This is a genomic window from Natronoarchaeum philippinense (assembly GCF_900215575.1).
Taxonomy (GTDB): domain Archaea; phylum Halobacteriota; class Halobacteria; order Halobacteriales; family Natronoarchaeaceae; genus Natronoarchaeum; species Natronoarchaeum philippinense.
The window spans coordinates 1-25,091 of sequence record NZ_OBEJ01000007.1; the positions used below are offsets into that span (position 1 = coordinate 1).

Consider the following 25,091-nt stretch of genomic DNA (forward strand, 5'->3'; position numbering starts at 1 on the left):
GAGAGGTTGAATTCGTCGTCCTCGTCGTGGAAGGCGTTCTCGCCGTCGGTCGTGAACAGCGAGAGGTGGGTGTGCATCCCCGAGCCGTTGATGTGGGCGATCGGCTTGGGCATGAACGTCGCGTGCACGTCGTTGGCTTCGGCGGTCGCGCGGACGACCGAACGGAACGTAGCGATGTTGTCGGCCGTCGAGAGCCCGTCGTCGTACTTGAACGCGATCTCGTGTTGCCCCTCGGCGACCTCGTGGTGGGACGCTTCGACCTCGAAATCCATGGATTCGAGGTTGTAGATGATCTCGCGGCGCAGGTCGCTGGCGAGGTCCTTGGGCGCGAGGTCGAAGTAGCCGCCGGCGTCGTGGGTTTCGGTCGTCGCGCGGCCGTTCTCGTCCTTGTCGAAGACGAAGAACTCGGGCTCGGGGCCGGCGTTGACCGTATAGCCCATCTCCTTGGCCTCTTCGAGGACGCTCTGGAGCACCGAGCGCGGGTCGCCGCTAAAGGGCTCGCCCGTCTTGGTGTCGATCACGTCACAGATCAGGCGCGCCGCGCGGCCGTCGTCGGTGTCGCGCCACGGCAGGACGGCAAACGTCGAGGGGTCCGGAACCAGACGCATGTCGGATTCCTGGATGCGGACGAAGCCCTCGATCGAGGAGCCGTCGAAGTAGATCCCTTCGGTGAACGCCTTCTCGGCCTGTCGGGCCGGCACGGAGACGTTCTTGACCGTGCCGAGAATGTCGGTGAACTGCAGGCGAAGGAAGTCGATGTCTTTCTCGTCGATCTGGTCGAGTACCTCCTGCTCTGCGGAACTCAGGCTTCCACTTGTCATGGAGTGTTGTCAGTGTAGCCGTGGATGCCCGGTACTAAAGGGCTACTGTTCTGCGCAAATCTACCGGTCTCGCCACGAAATTGGATATTCGTTAAATTCTAATGGCTGGAGTGAGTGGGGTGGTATAATGACGTACGAAAATCTCGACGCAAAATTGGTGAATGCGCTGTTGGACGACGGTCGCGCGAGCCTGCGGAGCCTCGCCGAGGAACTCGACGTGTCGGTGACGACGGTGTCGAATCACCTCAGCGATCTCGAAGACGACGGCGTCATCGAGGGCTACACCCCCAAGATCAACTACAACGAACTGGACTTCGACGTGACCGCGGTGATCCAGCTCAAGGTCGAGGGCAACGCCCTGCCCGACATCACGGACCGACTCGACCAGCAAAAGCAGATGACCAGCGTCTACGAGGTCACCGGCGGCTACGACATCATTGCCATCGGCAAGTTCGAGGACACAGACGGGATGAACGCTCAGATCAAGACGCTGCTGACCGACCCCGATATCAAGGAGTCTAACACCAGCGTCGTGCTCAACGCGACCAGCGAGAACGAGCAGTTCGAACTCGATCTCGAGGAGTAAGAGAACTGCTTGCGGATCGACAGTCCTCGAAGCAGCTGTCAGTCAATTCTTTTACCCGAAGCTCACGCGTCGTCGCTGTTTCCTCGGAGTCGATCGACGCGGTGCTCGATCGACGGGAGAAGCAGCAGATACCGGAGCGGCGTGAACTCCGTCCCGGCTACGAAGTGAATCTCCGGCTGTCGGTCGTACGTGTCGGCCACGTCCTCGTCGGGGAACTGGTCGCAGACTCGGTCGTCGATCTCGAACATCCGCTTTCGGACTGACCACATCAGCCCGAAGATGGCCGTGAAGACGACTACGCCAAAATAAACCAGCTCGGTTTGAGTCGCCCCCCACGGTTCCAGTACGCCGATAGTAACGTACCAGATGGCGAGGCTAACCACTGCCCACATTCGACCGAAAATCCGGTGACGATATCGGCCATCGGCTTCCGCGATTGCCACGGCCAGATCCTCGCGCGTCGCACCTTCGAGGAACGACTCTTCGACGATCAGCCGCGATCGTCCGACGACGCCGAGTATCCAGACGGCTCCGCGGTGTTGGTCGGCCCCCGCGATCGCTATCTCGTCGACCGCAACGCCGGCTCGTTCGCGGGCCGCTTCGACGACATCGCGTTCCGCGTCGGTCGGCGAACGCAGTTCCCACCCCCGCGTCCGGAGTCGAGGGATCAGTGGGTAGCCCACTACCAATAGCACGGGGACGCCGAGTACGGCAGCAGTCGTCGTCGAGATCGCATCACTCGCAGTGACGACGCTGTATGTGGCAGCAACGAGTACCAAAACGACGACTCCCACGATCATCAGCCCCACTACGACGGGCCGTGCGGACGCTTCGTACCCGTGAATATCTCTGACCGCCGGCCACGCTCCGGTGGACAGTGCGATTCCCGTTACGAGGAGTCCGAGAGCCAACGGCGCGTTGCTGAACAGTACGAGTAACGGGTCAGTGAGACCGTAGTTGGCGCCGATTTCGGCCATTGACTGGTCGACATCGGTCGCGTAGTACGTGTACGTTATCGCCCCCGCGACGAACGCCTCGATAATCAGCAACGCTGCGTTGAGTATCAGGTCGTCGGAGCGATTCGTCCTGCTATTCGACGGAAGTCGCCGACTCAGTAATCGACCGGCTGCAAACGCGGCGCACCCCACGAAAGTAGCACAGACAAGATATATCTCTGCGACCATTGTTCCGGATTGTCTCTTCCGAACTTAATTTTGTTTCTATATTGATGTATATGGGGGAGTCGACTCTACCGATTCTCGACTCACTTGCCGTGATGTTGGCAACCGAACTAAACAGGAGCGTCAATAAAAAGGGACGACAGTTCTAGAGGATCGTCCGATTCCAGCTAGCTGCTCTGTGGGCTGCAGCGAGACGCTATTCGCCGATCTTACATCATGCCGCCCATGCCGCCGCCCATACCGCCCATGCCGCCGGGCGCGCCGCCGGGGCCGCCGGCCTCGTCGTCGCCCTTGTCGGTCGACAGTTCGCCGGCGGAGATGATGTCGTCGATCTTGAGCACGAGGTTCGCGGCCTCGGTAGCAGACGACAGCGCCTGCTCCTTGGCGTGGGCCGGTTCGACGACGCCAGCGTCGAGCGTGTCCTCGACCTCGCTGGAGAACACGTTCAGGCCGGCGCGCTGCTCGCCGTCCTCGTGGGCAGCGCGCAGGTCGACCAGCGTGTCGATCGAGTCCAGCCCGGCGTTGCCGGCCAGCACGCGGGGGACGAGCTCCAGCGAGTCGGCGTAGGCCTCGACGGCCAGCTGCTCGCGGCCGGAGACGCCGTCGGCGAAGTCGCGCAGGCGTCGTGCGACCTCGACCTCGATGGCGCCGCCGCCGGCGACCACGCGGCCGTCCGAGACGGTCTGTGCGACGACGTCGAGCGCGTCGTTGACGCCGCGTTCGAGCTCGTCGACGACGTGGTCGGTCGAGCCGCGCAGCAGCAGCGTCGCGCCGTGGCTGTCGTCGCCGGTGACGTAGAACAGGTCGTCGGCGTCGTCACGCGTCACGTCGCCGTGGCCGAGGTCGTCGGCACTGGCGCTCGAAAGGTCCGAAACGACGTTGGCGCCGACGACTTCCTTGAGGAACTCGATGTCGGACTTCTTCGCGCGACGGACCGCGAGGATGCCTTCCTTTGCGAGATAGTGCTGGGCGAGGTCGTCGATGCCCTTCTGGCAGAACACGACGTCTGCGCCCGTGTCGACGATCTGCTGGACCTTCTCCTTGAGCTGGTCTTCCTCGCGGTCGAGGAACTGCTGGAGCTGGCTCGGGTCGGTGACGTTGACCTCGGTGTCCACGTCGGTCTCCTCGACCTCGACGGCCGAGTCCAGCAGGAGCACGTCGGCGTCCTCGGCGTCGCTGGGCATGTTGTCGTGGACGGGGTCCTTGTCGATGACGGCGCCTTCGAGCAGTTCGGACTCGCCGGCCGAGCGGCCCGTCTGGGTCTCGATGTTGAGGAACTCCAGATCGACGACGCTCTCGTCGACCTCGTTCTCGACGGTGACCTGCCGGACGGCGTCCACGATGAGCTGGCTGAGGTGCTCTTTGTTGAGCTCGGCGCCCTTGCCGGTCATCGACGTTTCGGCGACCGAGCGCAGCAGTTCCTCGTCGGAGGCGTCGACATCCTCGGCGATGTCGTCGACTTCCTTGCGGGCCTGCTCGCTGGCGAGGTGGAAGCCTTTGATGATCGCCGTCGGGTGGATGTCCTGTTCGAGGAGGTCCTCGGCGTTCTTGAGGAGTTCGCCGGCGGTGGCGACCGCCGTCGTTGTCCCGTCGCCAGCCTCGTCTTCCTGCGTTTCGGCGACCTCGATGATCATCTCGGCCGTCGGGTTGTCGATGTCCATCTCCTGGAGGATGGTGACGCCGTCGTTGGTGATGGTCACGTCGCCCATCGAGTCGACGAGCATCTTGTCCATCCCCTTGGGGCCGAGCGTCGAGCGGACGGACTCGGCGACCGCGCGAGCGGCGTCGATGTTGTAATCCTGCGCGTCGCGGTCCTTGACGCGCTGGGAGTCCTCGCTCATTACGATCATCGGCTGTCCCTGCTGCATTCGCTGGCTCATAGTCGGTCGACTGATTGATTGCGATTCTATATAAATATGTCGAATAAGCTCCGGTCGGTCGGTCAGTCACTAATTGCACTCAATCGCCATCGCACGGCCTCTTTCGGGTGGTTCGACGCACTTAGGCCCACTCGACGCTGTCGTTCGGCGTCTCGACGCCACCGCACTAGTGCCAACGTTTATGTAGCTCCTGTCGCAGCAGTCGTCCTCGTCTTGGTCGCGGGATCACTACGGCGTCTCGACGCCGCGACGAAATCGGCTGGACCGCACGTCTTCGGCGTTGTTTCTCCAGCACTGCGCCGGAGTTCATACTCCACGAACGGAACAGATCCGCCCAAAGACTGATACGAACCGCCGGAAAATGTACTGCAGACTCGATGGCATCCTCCGAACTCGCCGCCGCCCTCTACGCGCTCTCCGGGGTCGTCTCGCTCGGCGTGGCGTCGTGGATCTGGCGCCGGCGCGACCACCGCGGGGCGCGAACGTTCATCGGCCTGCTGTTCGTCGTCGCCATCTGGACGTTCGTCGACACGGCAGCAGCCCTCTCGGGCGACGCCGCCTCGCAGTGGCTGCTCTGGCAGACTGTCCGCTGGTCGGTGATCGCGTTCGTCCCCGCGCTCTGGTTTCTGTTCACGCTTCGGTACACGAACCTCTATGCAGACTACTTCCGGCCGATCGCGGCGCTCCTGTTCGCCGAGGCGACGGCCGTCGCTGTACTGACGCTGACCAACGGGAGCCACCAGCTCGTCTGGGATCTCGATGCCGCGTCTCAGACGGGGCCAGCAGTAGCGACGGTCGGCCCGGTGTACGTCGCTCACATGTTCGTCACGACGTGGCTGGTGCTGGGCGGCATCGTCTTGCTGTTACAGGTCATCGTCGACGCCCGGGACGCCCACCGGACCCAGCCGGCGGTGCTGATCGCCGCGGGTTCGATCGTGCTCGCGTCGAGCGTCGGCTCCGCCGTCGGATCGATCCCGATCGACGACGTGAATCTCACGCCGCTGGGGCTGGGACTCGGCAGCGTCGTCACCGCGTGGGCGCTGTACCGACATCGCCTGTTCGACATCTACCCCGTCGAGAGCGAGACGGTCATGACCGCGATCCGCGACGCCGTCGTGGTCGTGAACGAGGATGGCTTCGTCACCGACTACAACCCCGCCGGAGCCGACCTGCTCGTCGTTGACGATCCGGTTGGCACTGCCGCCAGCGAAGCCCTGCCCTTCGACGACTCGGCGCTCGACGTTGTTCCCTCGACGGCCGCCGACGGCGGGGCTGCAACATCTTCGGCTTCGCTCCCTCCGACTGACGCTCTCGACGGCGACGCCGAGAGCGCGTTCGGTGCTGGTGGCGGCCGGGATGGCACGGACGGCCGTACGACGACGGAACTCACCGCGACGGTCGACGGCGAGCGCCGTCACTTCCTACTCGACGTTTCACGGCTGTCCCAGCACGGCGACCGGACAGGATCGCTGCTGGTCTTCCGCGACGAGACGACCCGCCGCGAGCAGCGACGCGAACTCGAGCGCCAGAGCGAGCACATGGAGCAGTTCGCCAGCACGGTTTCTCACGACCTCCGGAATCCCCTGACCGTCGCCGAGAGTTCGCTCGAACTGCTCTCGCGCAAGTCCGACCACCGCGAGGCAGAGATGGTCGAAGATAGTTTAGAGCGTATGCGAACGATCATTGATGAATCGCTCTCCTTTGCCCGGTCGGGCCAGCGCCTCGACGACGCCGATCTCGCGGCGGTCGACCTCGACGCCGCCGCACAGGCGGGCTGGGACTACGTCGACGCTGCCGACGCGACGCTGACCGTCGACGACGACATCGCCGTCGTCGCCAACGAAGAACGGCTCCAACGCATGCTCGAGAACCTGTTCCGTAACGCCGTGGACCACGGCGGCGCCGACGTGACGGTTCGCGTCGGCCGAATCGGGGACAAGTCTGGCTTTTACGTTGCAGACGACGGTCCCGGAATCCCCGACGACCACCGCGCGGACGTGTTCGAGCGCGGCTTCACCACCGACGACGACGGCACCGGCTTCGGGCTGGCGATCGTCGACGCCATCGCCGGCGCGCACGGCTGGGAGATCTCGGCGTCCGAGAGCGAGTCCGGCGGCGCCCGGTTCGACGTGACTGGCTGTACTGTCGATCCGCGCTCCGCCGCCGACCAACCCGGCCCCGCTTGACCTGACCGCTTTGACGTGTCGATCGACAGCATCCCGCCGTCTTGGGGCTCTCCGGCGTATGAACCGGCAGCATCGGCCGATAGCTGTGTCTTCACCTTTCGGCCTGCTCAGACTATCGTCGTACAAGACTCGGCCGCTGCTGGCGCCACTGTCCGCTCCTTCGGCGCCGCGTCGTTTTTGATCCCGTTGCAGATCGGCGTCACAGCCCACTACAAATATGGACGGGAGGGGTGATAGTTTGAGTATCCAAAAACAGCGTGTGCGTATGCGCCAACTGTTTCGCTCCCTCTGGGGACGGTATCGATCCGTACCGCTGATCTATCGCATCGCGCTCGCGTTCGTTCTCGGCTCGGTTGCCGGGGTCGCGTTCGGCGAGCGCATGACTGTCGTCCGCCCATTCGGCGACCTGTTCTTACGGCTTCTCAACATGCTGATCGTCCCGATCATCGTGTTCACGCTACTGACCGGGATTCGCCAGCTCTCCCCGGCGCGACTCGGTCGGATCGGCGGCGCGACGGTCGGGCTGTACGCCGTCACGACGACCGTCGCGGGGCTGATCGGACTGGCCGTCGCAAACATTCTCCAACCCGGCCGCGGCGTCGAGTTCACCGGCGGCGAGGCGCAGTCCCAAGCGCCGCCCTCGCTCACCGAGGTCGTGCTCGGTATCGTCCCGAGCAACCCGGCGGCGGCGATGGCGGAGGGCAACCTGCTTGCGACGGTCTTTTTCGTGATCGTCTTCGGCATCGCGCTGACCTACGTCCGGGCCCAGAAAGAGGAGTACGCCGACAGCGTCGACTCGGTGTTCGAGGCGTTCGAGGTCGGCGCCGAGGCGATGTTCGTCGTCGTCCGCGGCGTCCTCGAGTACGGCGTGGTCGGCGTCTTCGCGCTGATGGCCGTCGGGATCGGAACCGAGGGCGTCGGCGTCTTCTCCTCGCTGGGCGCGCTCGTGCTCGCAATCGGCATCGCCGTCGTCGTTCACATCGCGTTCACGTACCTGTTCGTCCTCATGAGCGTGGTCGCCGACGTGTCGCCGGTCGCGTTTCTGGCGGGCGCGAAAGACGCCATGGTGACGGCGTTTGCCACGCGCTCGTCGACCGGGACGCTCCCGGTGACGATGACCAACGCCGAGGACGACCTCCGCATCAAAGAGCGGGTCTACTCCTTTGCGCTGCCCGTCGGCGCCACCGCGAACATGGACGGCGCCGCCATTCGGCAGGCGATCACCGTCGTGTTCGCCGCCAACGTCGTCGGCCAGCCGCTGGCGCTCGCCGAGCAGGTGCTCGTGCTGGTCGTCGCTGTCCTCATCAGCATCGGAACCGCGGGCGTCCCCGGTGCCGGCCTCGTCATGCTCACCGTCATCCTCAATCAGGTCGGACTCCCGCTGGCTCTGGTCGGCTTCGTCGCCGGCGTCGACCCGATCCTCGGCCGCATCGCCACGATGAACAACGTTACCGGCGATCTGGCTGTCGCCACGGTCGTCGGCAAGTGGAACGACGCGGTCGACCTCGACGGCGGCGTCTGGTCGCGTGACTCAGCGGGCGTTGCCGAAGTCGCGCCCGGCGACGACTGAGAGCGTTCCGGAGCGACCGTTTCACGCTCGACTTACGAGTGGCGAGCACACGGGGTGCTCGCCGATTAGTTCGCGGAAGAAACGCCAGGACAGGGATTTGAACCCGATGCCAGACGGTCGCCTCGCGGTGCTCGGCGCTGCGTCTGCCGTGATTCAAATCCCTTCATTAGTCGTTCCTCGACGACGTGCGTCGCTCGGCGATGGAACGCCTCGCGGGAATGTCGTCGAGAGAAACGCCAGGACAGGGATTTGAACCCTGAATCCCGAAAGGGAACACGCTTTCCAGGCGTGCGCCTTGCCGTTCGGCCATCCTGGCTCGTACGGCAGTAGACGGGTCTGTAGTTTAAACCCTTTCTTTCCGATCCAGCCAGCCCTCGGCCAGATACGACGTGCCCGCGGCGGCGACGCCGACCAGCAGCGTCACGCCGGCGACGGCGCCAACGGACGTGAACTCGCCGTCGAGGAGCAGATACGCCTGATGGAGCACGAGAAAGGAGAGCGCGCCGATCACGCCCCACAGCAGGCTGGCTTTGACCCTCGGTCTCACGGCTGGGCGGCGACGGCTTCGATCTCGACGCCGACGCCTTTGGGGAGCGCGCCGACCTCGACGGCGCTGCGGGCCGGCGGATCGGTCTCGAAGTAGTTGCTGTAGGTCTCGTTCATCTCCTCGAACTCCTCGATGTCGTCGAGATACACCGTCACCTTCAGCACGTCGTCGGGGCTCAGCCCCTCCTCGTCGAGAATGGCGACGATGTTATCGAGCGACTGCCGGGTCTGGACAGCGATCGGCTCGTCGTCGAGGAGTTCGCCTTCCGGAGTCAGGGGAATCTGGCCCGCGGTGAAGACCAGATCGCCGTTCGTCGTCGCTTGGCTGTAGGCGCCGACGGCCCGCGGTGCGTCGGTCGTGTTGATGACGCGTTTCATGCTCGGGAGGTAATCGCGGCGCGGCTTAAAACTTCGACGTGGAAGCGTGGCGTCCGCCACAGATGTCGTCCCAAAAACACTTGTCACCGCCCGCTGTCGGGGGTGATATGAGCGACGCCGACGTGCCGTCGACCCGTGCCGACCCCCGAGTCATCAGGCGACTCAACGTCATCATCGTGTTGTTGGTGCTTCCCTACGTGCTGTTCGCCCTCGGCTTGTCCCGCGGCGTGCTGGTCCAACTGGTGGGCGCCGGCGTCCTCGTCTTGGCGGCGGTTTCGGTGTGGTACGCGATCGTGCCCTCGCGGTCGTAGCGTCGCCGCCTCAGGCCAGAAGCTCTACTTCGTATCCGCGATCGCGCATCCCCGCGACGAGTTCCGCGACGTGCTCGTGGCTCCGCGTCTCCAGATCGAGTTCGACCTCGGCGGCGTTCATGCCGATGTCGCGCGAGGTCCGATCGTGCTGGATGGCGTAGATGTTCACCTTGTGTTCGGCGATCACGTCGATCAGGTCCTCCAACGCGCCCGGGCGGTCCTTCAGCACGGTCCGGAGCTTGACGTACCGGCCCGTCTCGACCAGCCCGCGCATGATCACCGTGGTCAGCGTGTTCAGGTCGATGTTGCCGCCCGAGAGCACCGGAACGATCACTTCGTCGTCCTCGTAGTCGAACTGCTCGGCGAGCATGGCCGCCAGCGGGACGGCGCCGGCGCCCTCGACGAGCGTCTTCGAGCGCTCTAACAGGTAGATCACGGCGACGGCGATATCCGAATCCGAAACAGTGACGATCTCGTCGACGCGCTCTTCGATCACGTCGAAGGTGTGGTCGCCGACCCGGCGCGTGGCGATGCCGTCGGCGATCGTGTCGACCGACTCCCGCTCGTAGATCTCGCCTTTCGCCAGCGACTGGGCGGCGCTGGCGGCACCCTCGGCTTGGACGCCGATCACGCGCACGCCGGGATCGAAGCCCTTGATCGCGGTGGCGATGCCGGAGATGAGACCGCCCCCGCCGATCGGGACGACCACGGTGTCGACCTCGGGGAGGTCGTCGACGATCTCGGATCCGATCGTCCCCTGCCCGGCCATCACCGCCTCGTCGTCGAACGCGTGGAGGTAGGTGCGGCCCTCCTCGCGCTCGATCTCGTGGGCTCGCTCGGCGGCTTCGCTGTAGTCGACGCCGTGTAACTCCACCTCGGCGCCGTAGTTCCGGGTCGCTTTCACTTTCGAGATCGGCGCGTCCTCGGGCATCACGACGACGCTGTCGACGCCCGCGCGGGACGCCGCCAGCGCGACGCCTTGGGCGTGGTTGCCGGCGCTTGCGGTCACGACGCCGGCCGCACGATCTTCGGGCGAGAGCGTTGCGATGCGGTTGGTCGCGCCACGGATCTTGAACGCGCCGGTGCGCTGGAACGTCTCTAATTTCAGGTGGACCTCCGCCCCGGTCATATCCGAGAACGTGTGGGAGTACTCCAGCGGCGTCCATCGCGAGGTTTCGCGGACTCGTTCGCGAGCCTCGGCGATGTCGTCGGCCTCGAGCATGCCACCGCGTAGGGCCGGCCGGGTTAACTATCCTGCCCTCGCCTGCCGGCTACCAACGGGTCGGAGTGGGAGATACCTAGAAATGCGACGGCGCTGTCGCTGGAGCACTGAAAGGGGATGGAGGATGGGGATGCACGGTGCGTGTGACGTGCAACTGAATCAGTCGGCTGCAGAGTAATAAACCCCCGCCACGCGGAGTGAAAGTATAATCGCAGTACGGGAGCTGGGTGAAACTGGCGTCAGACGTGCGTCAGCCGAGCGTAGTTCGCTGCGTGATATCGAACCACAAATCCGGCGACTCGACGCCACCCAGCCCACCGTTTCGGACTCGATTCGTATCAACGCTGAAGTGTCGGCAGGGAGAGGTACAACCATGCGCATCGACGACGCTGTCGGCATCGCCGTTCGTGGCTATCGGTCACGTCCGTCCGGCGTGCTTCCATACTACCTGCTCGGCACGTCGACAGCCGCCGTCACCCAGACGATCTGGCTGATCGGCGTCACAGCGACGTATTTCACGCTCTCGGCCCAAGGGACGCTCGCCCCAATTCTGACCGAACTACGAGCGCTCGGCCCGCTCCAGATCGACGACCCGACGACGTTTCCTGATTCGACCGACGCGCTCGTCACGGCGTTTGAAGCCGCCGTGACGCCGACGCTGATTGCCGTCGTCGGAGCGACGGTGGTGCTGTCGGTCGTCGTCACGCTGGCCGTCACCGCGACGGCCGCTGCGGGACAGGTCCACGCCGTCCACGCGGTGCTCGACGGACGCGAGCCGATCCGGGCGGGCGTCGACGGCATCCTCCGCGACGCCGTCTCGTTCGTGGCGCTGTTGGTGCTGCAAGCGATCGCCATGCTCGCCGTCGTCGGACTGTTGCTGGCTGGCATCGTCGCGGCCGCCGCCACCGGGCCCGCCGGAACGCTGCTTGCGATCGTGCTCGTGCCAGCGGTCCCCCTCGCCGTCCTCACAGTCAGGCTCGCCTTTCTGTTCGCTCGCCAGGCGGTCGTCGTCGACGGCGTCGGCGCTCTCGCCGGCGTCCGTCACAGCCTCGGATACCTCCGAACGAATCCGGTCGACGCGATCATCTTTCTGATCCTGTCGGTCGTCACGCTGATCGCACTGGGCGTGGTGACGACGATGCTGTCGGCGGTCGGCATGTCCGCGGTCGGCTCACTGGTCGGGCTCGCCGTCGCCTTCCCGCTGCTCACCTTCGTCAAGACGGCGCTGTACGTCGGCCACGCCGACGGCGAGCTTCCGGCCCCGCCGGCAGCCGCCGGCACCGCGGCGTCGCGGCTGGACGCCGAACTGCGGGCCGGCGCCGCTGCACTCGGCCGTTTTGTCTCGTCCCGGCCGCTGTTGCAGGCCGCCAGCGGCGCCGTCTTCGCGCTCGGCGGGGCGCTCGGCTGGCGCGCCGCCGCCGGCGTCGACGGCGTGCTCGAAGCGTCGATCGCAGCGCGGTTGGCCGGTTGGTTTCCGCCGACCGCGATGGCGAATCTCGCGGCCAACAACTGGCAGGTCGGCGTCGCGCAGGCCTACGGCGGCTTTCTGGGCGGCATCCCGACGCTCGCCTCGCTGCTGTTCAACGGCATCTCGCTGGGTGCGATCGCCCGGATCGAAGTCGACCCGATCGCGCTCCTGACGTTCGTCGCGCCCCACGGCGTCGTCGAGATTCCCGGCCTGATCGTCGCCGGCGCGCTCGGGTTGCACCTCGGCGGCGTCGGCGTCCGCGCGGCGACTGGTGGTGCTGATCGAGCCGACCTCGCGGCGGCCGTCGGCCGCGCCTACCGCATCCTGATCGGCCTCGCGCTGGTCTTTCTGGTTGCCGCCGCCATCGAGGCGTTCGTCAGCCCCTACTACGCTGACCTGCTGGGACTCTGACCGTTCTCACACCGGGACGGCAAGCAGGCCGATCGGGACGACGACGATGAGCACGAGAAACGCGACGAACGTGCGCTCGCTCGTCAGCAGGCGCAGCTGAATCTCCTCGACGAACGCGTAGTAGGTCTCGTACACCAGCGAGAACGCAAGCGCCGTGACGAGCGCGCTGCCGGTCAGCAACAGGACGATCAGCGTCCCGACGGGGGCGTCGAGTACGAGCGCGACCAGCAGCGTGTCGGTCAGCGTCCCGACGCTCGCGCCCATCACGAACGGGAGCATCTCCTTGCGCTTGATGTAGCCGCGGTTGTACAGCGGGACGAGCACGCCGAGCGAGAAGGCGACGCTGGTGGTCACGGCGGTGATGACGACCCCGAGCACGAACGATAGCCAGCGGTACTGCAGCGTCGTCGAGAGGCCGTCACGGAGCTGGTCGGTGCTGATCGCTGTGAACACCTGATCGAGCAGTCGAAGGCTCTCGATGAATAGCACGAGCGCGACGACCACTGCGATGGCTGCACCAAGCTCGTCGACAATGGCCGTCGTCACGGCGTCGAACGGTGCGGCGGCGCCCGGATGCGTGTCGGGAATCGCCTCGGCGTCGAGCACGTCGAGCTGGAAGCGCGCCAGCACGACGAAGCCAAGCACCGTCGCGGGGACGTAGATCGTGTGCGTGACGACGAAGGTCAGTAGACCCAGCCGGATCGAATCTTGGAGCGTCCCCTCCCGCTCGTTGAGGAAATCGGCCGCCCCGATCAGCATGACGATTCCGGCCGCCCCGAGCCGCGAGCCCGCGATGAGTACGAACAGCTGGCCGCTCTGGATCAGCTCGGCCTCGAACAGCGACAGCGCGATGGCCGCGACGACCGAGCCGTTCAACAGCACGTACGCCAGCAGCCAACTCGCCCCGAGTGCCGGCGCGATGCCGATCACCAGATCGTTCAGTAGCGGCCGGATCGTCGGTACGAGCGACCTGACGCTGGCGCTCAACAACTGGACTGCAAACAGGAAGCTCCCGACGGCCAACGCCAGCAGTAGCAGTGTCGCCAATCGCCTACCGCGATAGCCCGCCACTCGTTCGTCGGTCATCGATCCGTAGTCGAACGCACCACAGATGCGACAATAAGAACCGGGTGGCGCCAACCCGGACGCCGCAAGTTGCAGCGGTACGCGGTCTGCGCGTCAGCGATGCCGCTCGCCGGCTTCTGGCTGCAAAAGAACGGTCAAAAACCCCCTCCAGTTGGTCGCGGCGTCTATCGTTCGTCGACCGGGACGAACTCTTGGTCCTCGTCGCCGACGTAGCGCGCACGCGGTCGGATCAGGCGATTGTCCTCGAGGTACTCGCTGACGTGGCCGACCCAGCCGCCGACGCGGCTCATGGCGAAGATGGGCGTATAGAGGTCGATCGGGATGCCGAGCTGGTAGTACGTCGAGGCCGAGTAGAAGTCGACGTTCGGAGCGATCCCCTTGTTCTCGTCCATGTACTCCTCGATCTGGACGCTCATCTCGTACCACTTGATGTCGCCGGCGGCTTCGCCGAGCGCTTCCGACTTCTCGCCGAGGATCACGGCGCGCGGGTCTTTGACGTTGTAGACGCGGTGGCCGAACCCGGGGACGCGACGACCCTCGTCGAGCGCGTGGTCGACCCAGTCGACGGGGTCGCGCTCGGCGTCGTCGACCTCCTCGAGCATCCGCATGACGTTCTGGTTGGCGCCGCCGTGGAGGCCGCCGCTGAGCGTACCGATCGCGCTCGTCACCGCGCTGTGGACATCAGCGAGCGTGCTCGCGGTGACCATCGCCGAGAACGTCGAGGCGTTGAGACCGTGGTCGGCGTGGAGCACGAGCGCCATGTCGAACGTCTCGGCGAGCACGTCGTCGGGCTCCTCGCCGTTGAGCATGTAGAGGAAGTTCTCGGCGTGGGTCAGATCCTCGCGCGGCTCGATCGGCTCGTCGCCGTCGCGGATGCGCGAGAACGCCGCGAGAATCGTCGGGATCTTGGCGGTGATCCGGCGGCCCTTCCGGAGGATTGCCTCGTGGTCGCCGTCGTCGTGGCCGCTCCCCTCGGGATCGTACGCCGAGAGCTGGGAGACGGTCGTTCGGAGCGCCGCCATCGGGTCCTCGTCGGCGGCGGCGAGGTCGCGGACGGTGTCGAGTACGGCGTCGTCGACGGAGCGTTCGCTCACCATCGCCGCCCGGAACTCGTCGAGTTCGTCGGCGGTGGGAAGCTCCCCGTGCCAGAGCAGATACAGCACTTCCTCGTAGCTCGCGTCGCGTGCCAGATCGTCGATGGCGTAGCCGCGGTAGATCAGCCGCCCGACGTCGCCGTCGATGTGGCTGAGTCCAGATTCCGCGACGAGGACGCCTTCGAGCCCTTTCTTGACCTCGTCGGACATACGCTTACGCTTTCATACCGTAAGGGAAAAACATTGCCGTTCGGCCCGCCGCTTTCCGGTGAACTCCCGAACAAGCGTCCAGATTATCCGGCCGGGGGTTTCGATTTCTGTCGACATGTCGAGGGAGAGCTGTCGGGTTGCCGGGCCGGCGCGGGGTGGCAAACCGGATCGCCGTCACCGGCCTCCCAAGACTGCCGACCGTCACAGCTCCCGGGCGCGTCGCCACGCCGTGACGCCGGTAAACGCGATCGTCAGCGACAGCGACGTGGCGAAAAACACGACGAACGCCAGCCCGAGATACAGCACCGGTGACTGGGTCGTCTCGGCGGGTATCACGACGAACACGACGTACAGCAGCGTAGCGAAGGCAAAGCCGAGCACCATCGACCACTTGGCGTTTCGGCCGACTTCGAGTTCGCGGGCGAACGCGACGAGCTGGTCGCGGTCGTCCTCGCCCTGACGGTCCTGTGACACGCTCGGCGATACGGAGCGACGTTACAAAGCGGCGTCGAAACCGGCCGTCCGAAGGCGCGGCGTGACGCCGCGGCTCAGGCGTCGTTGCCGTGGGCGTAGGGGCCGAACTCCTCGCCGAACAGCACGAAGTAGGCGGTGCCGACCAGTCCCACGACCGTTGCGACGCCGAAGGCGACGGTCGGGCTGCCCTCGAACAGCGTCGCGCCGGTCAGCGGGTTCGCCAGCCCCTCCCAGAGGATGCCGCCGAGCAGCCCGCTGGGGATGACGACGACGTTCCGGACCAGATAGTACGAGCCGGTGACGCGGCCGCCGGTGCCCTGCTCGGCCGGGCCGACGATCAGCGCCTTGTGCGAGGGGAGGCCGGCAAAGCGCAGGCCCGAGAACGCAAACAGCGCGATCAGCGCCGCGGGGCTGGCGGGCGCGACGATCAGCAGCACGGGGAAGACGGCGTAGACCAGAAACCCGGTGGCGACGACGGGCTTGAGGCCGACGCGCTCTGCGAGCTTGGCGGCGGGAAGCATCACCAGCAGCGCGACGGCCATCTCGACGCCCAGCAGGTAGCCAAAGAAGGACGCCGGCGAGAGGTCGATCGCCCACGACCCGAACGGCGTGGCGAGCGTCGTCGAGACGCCGACGGCCAGAAACTGCGTCACCACGAGAATGAAGAAGGCGTAGACCATCCCGTTGGCAAAGCGGACGAGCGTGTCGGCGATCAGCAGGGGCCGAAGTTGGGACGGCATCGCTCGGAGATCCTCGCGGATCTGATCGACGCCCTCGAACGTGTCGCCGATCGAGTCTTCCTCGGCTTCGTAGAGGAAATGCTGGGCCAGCGTGCCGAGGATGCCGAAGGCGACGCCGACGGCGAGCACGTACTGGAAGCTCACGGTGAAGTCGGGATGGAGTCCGATCAGCGCTGCCGCGAGCACCGGTCCGACCAGAAACGCCGTCCGGCGGAACGTCTCGGTGCTGGCAAAGCCCGCCGCGAGCTTCGAGGGCGCGGTCGCCTGCTTGACGACGGCGAAGGTCGCGCCCAGCCCGAACGACTTCCACGCCTGCGCGAGAAAGAGTCCGACGAAGATCCACACCCACGCCGGGATCGTCGCGCCGAACAGCGAAATCGCGCCGAGTTGGGGTGCGACGAGCCACAGCGCGAAGCCGACGGTCGAGAGCAGGCCGAACAGCGTCAGCGCGTACCGCGAGCCGATCCGGTCCGAGACCGCCCCGCCGGGGTAGGGGTAGGCCGCCGAGATGACGTTGCCGACCGTGCTGTAGGCGCCGACGACGACGCCGCTCCCGCCCAGCGCGACGAGGTACTCCGGGAGAAATCGGCTGGTCATCTGGAAGCCGAGCGAGAACGCGAACATCGCCAGCGAGAGCACGAGAACGTCGCGTTCGAGCGCGAAGAACTGCCGAAACGGGTCGAACGCGTCCGGCTCGTTGCCGTCTGCCGGTTCGGTCGCCATGTGCCCGGACGTGCGAACGGAACCACGAAATAGGTTCGGCTCCCAGCGAGGCCGCCGTGACGCCGAGCCATCGCGGTCCGCCCCGGAGACCGAACCGCTAAAGAGCGTGGGCCCGTCCTGTTGGGGTATGACAACGCTGGGAACGGCCAGTGCGGCCCCCGGTGAGATGGACACCGGGCGGCTGCAGGTCGGCGAGAGCCGGGACGGCAGCCCGGTCGGGTTGCCGGTCGCCGTGATCAACGGCGCCGACGAGGGCAAGCGCCTCTACATGCAGGCGGCCAGCGACGGCGACGAACTCAACGGCGTCGGCGTCGTTCGGCAGGTGGTGCCACAGATCGACCCCTCGGAGCTGGCCGGCGAAATTCTGATCGTCGGGATCGTCAACTACCACGCCTTCCAGGTCGCAGAGCACCGCAACCCGATCGACGACACGAAGATGAACCGGGCGTACCCGGGCGACGAGAACGGCACGTCGAGCGAGCGCATCGCCAAGGCGACGTTCGACGCCGCGATCTCCGCCGATCTGGTGATCGACCTCCATCAGGGGTCGACCAGCCGGATGATCGACGAGACGCGGGTCCGCTGTGGCTCGCGCCATCGGCGTCACCGCGAGTGTCTCGAACTCGCCAAGACGTTCGGCTGCGGGTACATCCTCGACCAGAAAGGTCCCGACGGACAACTGGCTCGCGCCGCGCCCGACGAGGGCGTTCCGACGATCGACCCCGAACTCGGCGGCGCCGTCGGCTGGGACCACGAGAGCATCCGGAAAGGCGTCGAAGGCGTCTTCAACGTCCTGCGCGAGTACGGCTTCCTCGACGGGAGCGCCGAGATCGAGCCACAGACCCGGGCCGCCGGCTTCGAGCAGTACGGCTCGCCCGCTGGCGGCCTCGTCGACTTTCAGGTCGAGTTGGGCGAGCGCGTCTCGCCGGGTGACACGCTCTTTGTCGTCACGGACGCCTTCGGCACCGAGAAAGCCGACGTGACCGCCGATAGCAACGGCGTGTTCTGGCGCACGCGCCGGCTTCCGCAGGTCGCAACTGGGGAGTACGTCTGCTCTGTCGGCACTAACGTCGACAGTTACTGATGGTCGCGGATCTGCGCTGTCGCGAATGCGGACGCACGTACGCGGCCGCCGCTGGCGAACCGTGGCGCTGTGAGTGTGGCCACCCACTCGACTACGTCGAGCGTTCGCTTCCGGATCGGGAATCACCGCCGGCGCCGAGCGCGCTGGAACGGGGCTCCGGGCTGTGGTCGTTTCAGGAGTTCATTCCCGAGTCCCCGCTGGTGACGCTCGGGGAGGGTCGCACGCCGCTGGTCGACGCCGACGACTGGGACGCCCAGTTCAAACTGGAGTATCTCTTTCCCACGGGTAGTTTCAAGGATCGCGGCGCGACGACGACGCTCTCGCGGGCCGCCGCGCTGGGCGTCGAGAAGGTCGTCGAAGACTCCTCGGGCAACGCCGGCGCCGCCATCGCAACCTACGCCGCCCGCGCCGGTATCGAGGCCGACGTGTACGTTCCCGACGACGTCAAACAGTCCAAACTGGTTGCGATTCAGCGCGCTGGTGCCCGTCCCGTTCGCATCGAGGGCGACCGCGAAGCCGTCGCCGCGGCCTGCCGCGAGGCGGCCGACGACGAGGGGGTGTGGTACGCCAGCCACGCGTGGAACCCGGCGTTCTACGCCGGGACGGCGACGTTCGCCTACGAGGTCGCGGCCCAGCGCGACTGGACGGCCCCTGACGCCGTTGTGCTTCCACTCGGTCACGGAACGCTGTTTTTGGGCGCGTATCGGGGCTTCCGGGCGCTTCGTGAGGCCGGCTACGTCGATCGGATTCCCAGACTGCTCGCCGGGCAGGCCGCGGGGTACGCTCCGATCGCGGCCGAACTCCACGCCGACGACGCCGACGACGAGCCGGGCAACCGGCTGACGACGGCGCTCGACTCGGCCGAGGATGCGCCGACCAACGAGATCGCCGACGGGATTCAGATCGCCGAACCCGTCCGCGAGGCCCAGCTGTTCGACGCCATCGCGGACGCCGGCGGCGACGCCATCGCCATCTCGGGCGACGCCGTCGAGGGCGAACTCGATCGACTCCACCGCGCGGGCTTTTACGTCGAGCCGACCAGCGCGGTCGCTACCGCGGCGCTGCGCGAGTATCGGCGCCGCGACGTGCTCGCGCCCGGCGACGACGTTGTCGTGCCGCTGACCGGCAGCGGGATGAAGACGCTGTGACGCTCGAACAGGCCGCCGCACATCCCGGCGGCAGCCACGACGCCTTTGTATCCCCATCTCAAACGGTCGACCAATGAGTCGAGGCATCGGCGCGTTCGAGGCTGTCCAGTCTACCGTCCCGGACCAGCTAGCGATTTTCGTCGCGCTGGCGACGCAGCTTGCCGACGTGTGGTTCGTCAGCGTCGTGCTCGCGGTTCTGTACTGGTACGCTGACGACGATATCATCGACCGCGAGTCGGTCGCCGTCGTCGCCGGCCTAGCCCTCGGCGCGTTGGCGCTGGTCTACGCGCTCAAGTACACGTTTGCGCTTCCGCGACCGCCGACCCGGCTAGCCCAGCCCGAGCAGTATCCCGGTGCTCTCGAAGCGTTGTACGCCGCCACCGGCACCGCGAGCGGCTACGGCTTCCCCAGCGGTCACGCCGTCCTCTCGACGACGTTCTACGGGCTGCTCGCCCAGCGACTCTCGATTTTGTCGCGACGCCGACGCTACGGCGTCGCCGCGACGCTCGTGACGATCGTCTGCCTCTCTCGGGTCGTCCTCGGCGTCCACTTCCTCGTCGATGTCGTCGCGGGGGCCGCCCTCGGTATCGTCTACGTCAGCTCGACGTGGGAGCTTCTCGACCGAGTCGAACACCCAGCGACAGCAGCCTTCGGCATCGCCGCCGGCCTCGGGGCGCTCGCGGTCGTCGCCAGCGGCGTCGGCTTCGAGACCGTCGCGCTGCTCGGCGTCGGCCTCGCCGGCCTCGGCTGGCGGCTCGGACTGCGGCGGCGCGACGCCGCGGCGTCGCTGGCGTCGTAACTCACCGCGAAGAACGCTTCAGCGCTCGGGATGGATCGGCGCGTCGAAGCCGCCCCGAACGAGCGGCTTTGCCACCATCTTTTCCTTCGTCGGGTTGCCTCTCGTGGCTCGGCAACCGCTCCTCGCAAAAGCTGGGACAAAACGGCCGCGAGCGCAGAGCGCTCGCGGCGAACCGCGCCGCGGTGCGGCGCGGATGCCTCACCACTCGGGATGCGTCGGCGCGTCGAATCCGCCCCGAACGAGCGGTTTGGCCACGTGACGCCGCGCACAGGGCGGCACTTCGTACCAGCCAACTTCGAGGTCGCGCTCGATCGTCTGCTCGATCTTACTCGGTTTGCTCGTCTTGCAGTCTCGACACCGATACCCCTGATCGGCGCCGGCGCTTTTCATCGACCGGCTACACTCGGGGCAGTTCGGCGTCACGAGTTCGGTGTCGTCCAGTTCTCTGACGGCGAACTTCTCTAGCTTGAGCGTCTCGTCGCCGATCTCGCCACAGGCGGTGATCCGGTCGCCGACTCGGAGCGCACGCACCCGGTCGCGGAAGCGCTTGGTCGGTTCGAAGGCCGCACACTGGCGACGGGCGTCGCCCTCGGCAATCGTGAGAAAGACGTGGCCCCCCTCGCGCGTCTCGGGCGTATCGACGACCGTGCCATCGACCCGGTAGGATCGGCCCTCACGAACCGCTCCGAGATCAGCGTCGCGCAGGTGGGCGTCGGTACCCTGATTGGTGACGAACAGCTGTGTGGACTCGATCGGCTCGCTCTCGATGTCCTCAGCGACTGCGCGCACCGCGTCGGCGTCGTCGCCCCGGATGCCGTGGAGGATCGGCCCCGGCGCGCTGGGGACACAGACCGCTTGTCCCTCGACGCGGTCGACGGTGTCCCACGCCGCGGGGTACTGCTCGTCGGCCGCGTCGAACACCGAGTCGAAGTCGATCTCGCGGGGCGTCCCGCGGCGGTCGGCCTCGCGGTAGCTGACGTGCTCGTAGGTCCACTCCTCGAAGGCCGCCCACGCGCCGACGGCCGCCAGCGCGCCGATCTTTCCGCGGGCGTTCTTCCAGCCCGCGCTCTCGTAGCCCTCTCGGTCGATCAGCGCTTCGGCGTCGTCGATCTCGTGGTGATCTCGGACCGCTTCGCGGGCGAACCGAGCGACGGCGTCGGGTGCGCTCTCGGGGTCGTGATCGGCGACGACCAGCCCGGGGTTCGTCCGGGGGTCGTCGACTTCGGCGCTGTCGGCGATCAGTTCGCGGGCGATCTCGAAGCCGCGATCGGGCTCGATGTCCGTATGGACCGCCAGCGCGGCGTTGCCTCTGGTCTTGTGCTCGACGGCGGGGTTCAGACGCACGAGCAGAACGCGCTCGACAGTGCCGCCGGCGGCCTCGACCCGTCGGGCGACGCGACTGGCGGCGTAGGTGGTACACATCCCGCGTTCACGGGAGTCGGTGTCGTCGAGCCCGATGACCGTCATCGGCGTCCCGTAGGCGGGTCGGACTAACCAGTGTTGCGCCTTCGGCGCGGCACGGGCTGGCGGTCGGCGTCGCGGCTCTGGCCACCGCAACTTCGGCGCCGCCCCTCCGCCTGCCGCAACTTCGGCGTCGGGACGCCGTTTTTGCCGCTGCGACGCCACACTTCGGGTATGGCGACGACGTACCGCTGCCCCTGCGGCGCGACGCTGCGCTATCGGCAGGACCTCCACAAGGAACCAGGCACCGTGACCTCGACGTGGAAGTGCAAGGACTGCGGGACGCCGGTGCCCGGGCAGATCGCCCAGCGGCTTCGACACCAGCACCCCTCCTGAGCGTCGCTCGGGTCCGGTCTATTCGTCCGAGAGCGATGCCGTCGCCGCGACTTTGACGCTACCGACGGTCGCCTCCGAGACGGCGTCGCCGGCCTCGTAGAACTGGCTCCCGTCTTCCTCTGCGATGATGTAGGCGGTGTGCAGCCCCGAGACGCCGCGAGCGTCACCCAACTCGACAGTGAGTTGTTCGCCGTCGAACCCGCTCACGTCGCCGGCGCCGGCGACGATCCGGTCGTCGCCGCTCCGGTAGGTCACGAGCACGAAGTGTGCGTCGGGTGCAGTCGCCGTCAGCGTCACCGATCCGTTGCCGGCCGACTGGTCCGCGAAGGTAACGTCGACCGACCGCTCGGCGTCGGGCTCGGAGACGGTCGCCGTCTCCGAGGCCGTCACCACGTCAGCCGTCTGCTCTGAGAGCCGATCGCCCGGGACGTAGAACTGGCTGCCGTCGTCGTTGGCCAGCACGTGGGCCGTGTGCTCGCCGGGGACGCCGCTCTGGTCGACCACGTCGACGGTCCGCGTCGAGCCGTCGAGGTTGCTGGTGTCGTCGGCGCCGGCGACGATCTGTTCGTCCCCGCGCGGGTAGGTCACGAGCACGAAGTGGTCGTCCGGCGTCGTAAGTTCGAGACTCACCGCCCCGCGGTAGAGTGCTTGGTCCTCGAAGGTCACGCCGGTCTCGGCCTCGTCGCCCTGTCCGGACACGAAGGCGGTGTCGGCGTCGACGACGCCGTCGATCGCAACCGGCGAGAGCGTCTCGCCGGCCTCGTAGTCTCCGCTGTCGGCGTCGACGAGGTGGGCGGTGTGGGCGCCGGGAACGGCGCCGGCGTCTGCAATCTCGACCGTGACTGGCTCGGCGTCGAGGTCGTTCGCATCGGCGGTGCCCGCGACGACCCGGTCGCCGTCGTCACCGTAGGTCACCAGCAGCGTGTACTCGCCGGGCGTCGTGACCGTTGCCTCCACCGTATCGTTCTCGACGGGCTGGTTGTCGAAGCTCACGGACGGCTCTGTCTCGTCGGCTGTCTCGTCGGTGGGGCCGGACGACGGCGCCGTCGTCTCCGGGCCGTCTGTGTCGTCCGAATCGTCGCCCGACGACAGGACACCGCTGCCCACCGCAATCCCCGCCACTCCGACCCCGGCGACGCCGAGACCGCCCAGCACGGTTCGGCGGCCGATCGACCGCCCGCTGTCGGCGTCCGCATCAGTGGTGGTCTGCTCGTCGTCCTCGTCGCCGTCGAACAGCACTGAGTCGGACGGCACCTCGCTCGGTAGTTCCTCGTCGTTGCTCGCGTGTCCGTTCGATCCGCCCTCCGGGGTGTCGCCGTCGGTCGAGTCCATTCTATTGGCGATATATTCAACTCAAACAAAAAGTAAAACTTTCGTATATATTGTTTATCGAAGATTCTGGGCGTATCAATGTACGTCGTGATAGTTCGGGAATTATCTCCGCTCGTGGATCGAGTCGCGCCGCTACGGCTCGACGCCCTCGTCGGACAGAATCTCGGCGACGATGTCCTCGACCCGTTCGAGAACGACCTCCGGCGATCGGGTGGCGTCGACCCGGACGAACCGACCGGGATCGGACTCGATCAGGTGTTCGTAGTTCTGGCGCACGCGAGCGAGATACGAGTCCCGTTCGAACTTGTTGGTCTTCCCGCTTCGGCGGGCGGCCGTCTCGGCGTCGATGTCGAGATAGATCGTGTAGTCCGGCGGCCGCGTGAAGGGCTCGTGGATTCCCCGCACGTACTCCATCGGACTCGGGACCGTTCCCTCCAGCGTGGCGCCCTGATAGGCGTACCGGGAGTCGGAGTAGCGATCCGAGATCACCAACTCGCCCCGGTCGAGTGCCGGTCGAATCGTCTCGGCGAGATGGGCGGCGTGGTCGGCCGTATACAAGAAGAGCTCGGCCAGCGAGTCGGCGTCGTCGTCGTCGATCGAGCGTTGGACCGCCTCGCCGTACCACGTGTTCGTCGGCTCGCGGGTGAAGACGGCGTCGGGGTACACGTCCTGTAGCGCCTCCCAGACGGTCGTCTTTCCACTGCCGTCGATCCCTTCGAGCGTGAGCAGCATGCCTCCCGATTTTGCCCCCCGGATCAACTGTCTGTCGGAGAGCGGTCGGCACGAGGAGTTCAGAACTCTCTGGCCGACTGCCGGTCTGGGCCGGCAGACGGGGCGCTCGCCGCCTGCCTGTGACGACACTCTACGATACGTCCGCCTCGCTCACCTTTATGCTCGTGCGAACATACCTCTGAACTATGAACGTTCTCGTCGTCGGTGGAACGGGCTTTATCGGTCAGAACCTCTGTGTCGAACTACACGACCGCGGCCACGACGTGACGGCGCTCGCACGCAATCCCGGCGACGCCGAGTTTCCCGACGGCGTCGAGACGGTCTCGGGCGACGTGACCGCCTACGACTCCATCGAGGGCGCTTTCGAGGGACAAGATGTCGCCGTCAACCTCGTCGCGCTGTCGCCGCTGTTCCAGCCGTCCGGCGGCGCAAGCCACGAGAAAATCCACCTCGGCGGCACCGAGAACGTCGTCGACGCCGCCGAAGAGCACGGTGTCGATCGCTTGGTCCAGATGAGCGCGCTCGACGCCGATGCCGAGGGTGCCACCGCGTACCTACGCGCGAAGGGACAGGCCGAGCAGGTCGTCCGCGACGCAGCGCTGGACTGGGTGATCGTCCGCCCGTCGGTCGTCTTCGGCGACGGCGGCGAGTTCGTCCCCTTCACCAAGCAGTTGACGACGCCCTACGTCACCGGTCTCCCCGGCGGCGGCAAGACGCGGTTCCAGCCGATCTGGGTCGGCGACCTCGTGCCGATGCTCGCCGACTGCGTGGGCGACGACGACCGCGCCGGCGAGACCTACGAGATCGGCGGGCCCGACGTGCTGACGCTCGCGGACGTGGCGAAACTCGCCTACGAGGCTGAGGGAAAGTCTCTACGCATCCTCCCGATTCCGATGGCGCTGGCTTCGGTGGGCCTGACGGCCGCCGGACCGCTACCGTTCATTCCGATGGGGCCCGATCAGGCGCGCTCGCTCCGGATGGACAACACGGTCGTCGAGAACGACGCGACGGCCTTCGGCGTCGATCCGTCGGACCTCACCACTCTCAGCGAGTACCTCGGATTGGCGTGAGCCGCGACTGACTTCGAGCAGCGCATTGGCGGGCGCGTGCGAGCGTCGACGGTCGGGGCGCCCCGGCGAAGGCGGCCGCCGTATTTAAAACCGGAGCGGCGTCTTGTTTTATATGGCACACCTACCGGTACTAAAGCAACCCCTTCTAGTACCCGGCGGCACTCCAGTAACTCGACGTAGTCTTGCGATTCGTAGTTTCCAGTAACGTGCGCTTTACCACCCCCATCACAAGGCTTATATTC

The 25,091-nt window shown here is 66.4% G+C and carries 23 protein-coding genes and 1 tRNA gene; 10 read left to right on the plus strand and 14 right to left on the minus strand.

Going from position 1 to position 25,091, the window contains the following annotated elements; translation table 11 throughout:
• The coding region (locus tag CRO01_RS15130; protein WP_143824971.1) for a glutamine synthetase family protein at positions 1-821 on the minus strand (821 nt) is incomplete at its 3' end.
• Between the two features lie 127 nt (positions 822-948).
• On the opposite strand from CRO01_RS15130, the gene lrp reads away from it, so the two are divergent.
• Positions 949-1,407, plus strand: a complete 459-nt coding sequence (gene lrp, locus CRO01_RS15135; RefSeq protein WP_097010011.1) for an HTH-type transcriptional regulator Lrp — start codon at positions 949-951, stop codon at positions 1,405-1,407.
• A 62-nt stretch (positions 1,408-1,469) separates the two neighbouring features.
• Here lrp and CRO01_RS15140 read toward each other — a convergent pair whose 3' ends face one another.
• Together CRO01_RS15140 and thsB are read right to left on the minus strand one after the other, a co-directional pair.
• On the minus strand, positions 1,470-2,456 hold the full coding sequence (locus tag CRO01_RS15140; RefSeq protein ID WP_143824972.1) for a hypothetical protein: 987 nt from the start codon (positions 2,454-2,456) through the stop codon (positions 1,470-1,472).
• Between the two features lie 341 nt (positions 2,457-2,797).
• Positions 2,798-4,456, minus strand: coding sequence for a thermosome subunit beta (thsB, locus tag CRO01_RS15145; RefSeq protein WP_097010076.1), 1,659 nt, complete (start codon positions 4,454-4,456; stop codon positions 2,798-2,800).
• 389 nt (positions 4,457-4,845) lie between these two features.
• Between thsB and CRO01_RS15150 the strand changes: the two genes are divergently transcribed.
• Both CRO01_RS15150 and CRO01_RS15155 read left to right on the plus strand, forming a co-directional pair.
• On the plus strand, positions 4,846-6,654 hold the full coding sequence (locus CRO01_RS15150; RefSeq protein WP_097010013.1) for a sensor histidine kinase: 1,809 nt from the start codon (positions 4,846-4,848) through the stop codon (positions 6,652-6,654).
• Between the two features lie 265 nt (positions 6,655-6,919).
• Entirely contained in the window at positions 6,920-8,224 is a 1,305-nt protein-coding gene (locus CRO01_RS15155) for a dicarboxylate/amino acid:cation symporter (RefSeq protein WP_097010014.1), read from the plus strand.
• A 234-nt stretch (positions 8,225-8,458) separates the two neighbouring features.
• Here the strand turns inward: CRO01_RS15155 and CRO01_RS15160 are convergent.
• The 3 genes from CRO01_RS15160 to CRO01_RS15170 all read right to left on the minus strand — a co-directional run bounded on the left by CRO01_RS15160 (position 8,459) and on the right by CRO01_RS15170 (position 9,148).
• Positions 8,459-8,540, minus strand: a tRNA-Ser gene (locus CRO01_RS15160).
• Positions 8,541-8,567: 27 nt separating this feature from the next.
• On the minus strand, positions 8,568-8,771 hold the full coding sequence (locus CRO01_RS15165) for a hypothetical protein (protein WP_097010015.1): 204 nt from the start codon (positions 8,769-8,771) through the stop codon (positions 8,568-8,570).
• The gene (locus CRO01_RS15170) at positions 8,768-9,148 is read right to left on the minus strand and encodes a Rid family detoxifying hydrolase (RefSeq protein ID WP_097010016.1); all 381 of its coding nucleotides are present in this window, start codon (positions 9,146-9,148) and stop codon (positions 8,768-8,770) included. Before CRO01_RS15170 ends, CRO01_RS15165 begins: the two co-directional genes overlap by 4 nt.
• Positions 9,149-9,255: 107 nt before the next feature.
• Here CRO01_RS15170 and CRO01_RS15175 point away from each other — a divergent pair, with 107 nt between their 5' ends.
• Positions 9,256-9,459 (plus strand): hypothetical protein, encoded by a 204-nt coding sequence (locus CRO01_RS15175; protein ID WP_097010017.1) that lies wholly within the window; start codon positions 9,256-9,258, stop codon positions 9,457-9,459.
• A gap of 10 nt (positions 9,460-9,469) precedes the next feature.
• Here CRO01_RS15175 and ilvA read toward each other — a convergent pair whose 3' ends face one another.
• Positions 9,470-10,681, minus strand: a complete 1,212-nt coding sequence (gene ilvA, locus CRO01_RS15180; RefSeq protein WP_097010018.1) for a threonine ammonia-lyase — start codon at positions 10,679-10,681, stop codon at positions 9,470-9,472.
• Positions 10,682-11,054: 373 nt separating this feature from the next.
• Here ilvA and CRO01_RS15185 point away from each other — a divergent pair, with 373 nt between their 5' ends.
• Complete coding sequence (locus CRO01_RS15185; protein WP_097010019.1) at positions 11,055-12,560, plus strand: stage II sporulation protein M; 1,506 nt, start codon at positions 11,055-11,057, stop codon at positions 12,558-12,560.
• Between the two features lie 6 nt (positions 12,561-12,566).
• Here the strand turns inward: CRO01_RS15185 and CRO01_RS15190 are convergent, their stop codons facing one another.
• The 4 genes from CRO01_RS15190 to CRO01_RS15205 all read right to left on the minus strand — a co-directional run bounded on the left by CRO01_RS15190 (position 12,567) and on the right by CRO01_RS15205 (position 16,887).
• Positions 12,567-13,646: a hypothetical protein gene (locus CRO01_RS15190; protein WP_097010020.1), complete on the minus strand. Its 1,080-nt coding sequence runs from the start codon at positions 13,644-13,646 to the stop codon at positions 12,567-12,569.
• Positions 13,647-13,810: 164 nt separating this feature from the next.
• Entirely contained in the window at positions 13,811-14,950 is a 1,140-nt protein-coding gene (gene citZ / locus CRO01_RS15195; protein ID WP_097010021.1) for a citrate synthase, read from the minus strand.
• A 201-nt stretch (positions 14,951-15,151) separates the two neighbouring features.
• Positions 15,152-15,424, minus strand: coding sequence for a DUF7536 family protein (locus CRO01_RS15200; protein WP_097010022.1), 273 nt, complete (start codon positions 15,422-15,424; stop codon positions 15,152-15,154).
• 74 nt (positions 15,425-15,498) lie between these two features.
• On the minus strand, positions 15,499-16,887 hold the full coding sequence (locus tag CRO01_RS15205) for an MFS transporter (protein WP_097010023.1): 1,389 nt from the start codon (positions 16,885-16,887) through the stop codon (positions 15,499-15,501).
• Positions 16,888-17,014: 127 nt separating this feature from the next.
• Between CRO01_RS15205 and CRO01_RS15210 the strand changes: the two genes are divergently transcribed.
• The 3 genes from CRO01_RS15210 to CRO01_RS15220 all read left to right on the plus strand — a co-directional run bounded on the left by CRO01_RS15210 (position 17,015) and on the right by CRO01_RS15220 (position 19,918).
• Positions 17,015-17,971 carry a succinylglutamate desuccinylase/aspartoacylase family protein gene (locus CRO01_RS15210; protein ID WP_097010024.1) on the plus strand — a complete coding sequence of 319 codons (957 nt, stop codon included), beginning with the start codon at positions 17,015-17,017 and terminating at the stop codon, positions 17,969-17,971.
• The gene (locus CRO01_RS15215; protein WP_097010025.1) at positions 17,971-19,119 is read left to right on the plus strand and encodes a pyridoxal-phosphate dependent enzyme; all 1,149 of its coding nucleotides are present in this window, start codon (positions 17,971-17,973) and stop codon (positions 19,117-19,119) included. Before CRO01_RS15210 ends, CRO01_RS15215 begins: the two co-directional genes overlap by 1 nt.
• Positions 19,120-19,192: 73 nt before the next feature.
• On the plus strand, positions 19,193-19,918 hold the full coding sequence (locus CRO01_RS15220; RefSeq protein ID WP_097010026.1) for a phosphatase PAP2 family protein: 726 nt from the start codon (positions 19,193-19,195) through the stop codon (positions 19,916-19,918).
• A gap of 198 nt (positions 19,919-20,116) precedes the next feature.
• Here CRO01_RS15220 and CRO01_RS15225 read toward each other — a convergent pair whose 3' ends face one another.
• Positions 20,117-21,385: a tRNA(Ile)(2)-agmatinylcytidine synthase gene (locus CRO01_RS15225; RefSeq protein WP_097010027.1), complete on the minus strand. Its 1,269-nt coding sequence runs from the start codon at positions 21,383-21,385 to the stop codon at positions 20,117-20,119.
• A 168-nt stretch (positions 21,386-21,553) separates the two neighbouring features.
• On the opposite strand from CRO01_RS15225, the gene CRO01_RS16745 reads away from it, so the two are divergent.
• The gene (locus tag CRO01_RS16745) at positions 21,554-21,715 is read left to right on the plus strand and encodes a hypothetical protein (RefSeq protein WP_179747508.1); all 162 of its coding nucleotides are present in this window, start codon (positions 21,554-21,556) and stop codon (positions 21,713-21,715) included.
• A gap of 18 nt (positions 21,716-21,733) precedes the next feature.
• Here the strand turns inward: CRO01_RS16745 and CRO01_RS15230 are convergent, their stop codons facing one another.
• Together CRO01_RS15230 and tmk are read right to left on the minus strand one after the other, a co-directional pair.
• The gene (locus tag CRO01_RS15230; protein ID WP_097010028.1) at positions 21,734-23,047 is read right to left on the minus strand and encodes a hypothetical protein; all 1,314 of its coding nucleotides are present in this window, start codon (positions 23,045-23,047) and stop codon (positions 21,734-21,736) included.
• Positions 23,048-23,179: 132 nt separating this feature from the next.
• A complete protein-coding gene (gene tmk, locus CRO01_RS15235; protein WP_097010029.1) occupies positions 23,180-23,779 on the minus strand; it encodes a dTMP kinase in 600 nt (199 codons plus the stop codon).
• A gap of 185 nt (positions 23,780-23,964) precedes the next feature.
• Here tmk and CRO01_RS15240 point away from each other — a divergent pair, with 185 nt between their 5' ends.
• A complete protein-coding gene (locus CRO01_RS15240; protein ID WP_097010030.1) occupies positions 23,965-24,849 on the plus strand; it encodes a complex I NDUFA9 subunit family protein in 885 nt (294 codons plus the stop codon).
• Positions 24,850-25,091 lie beyond the last annotated feature (242 nt).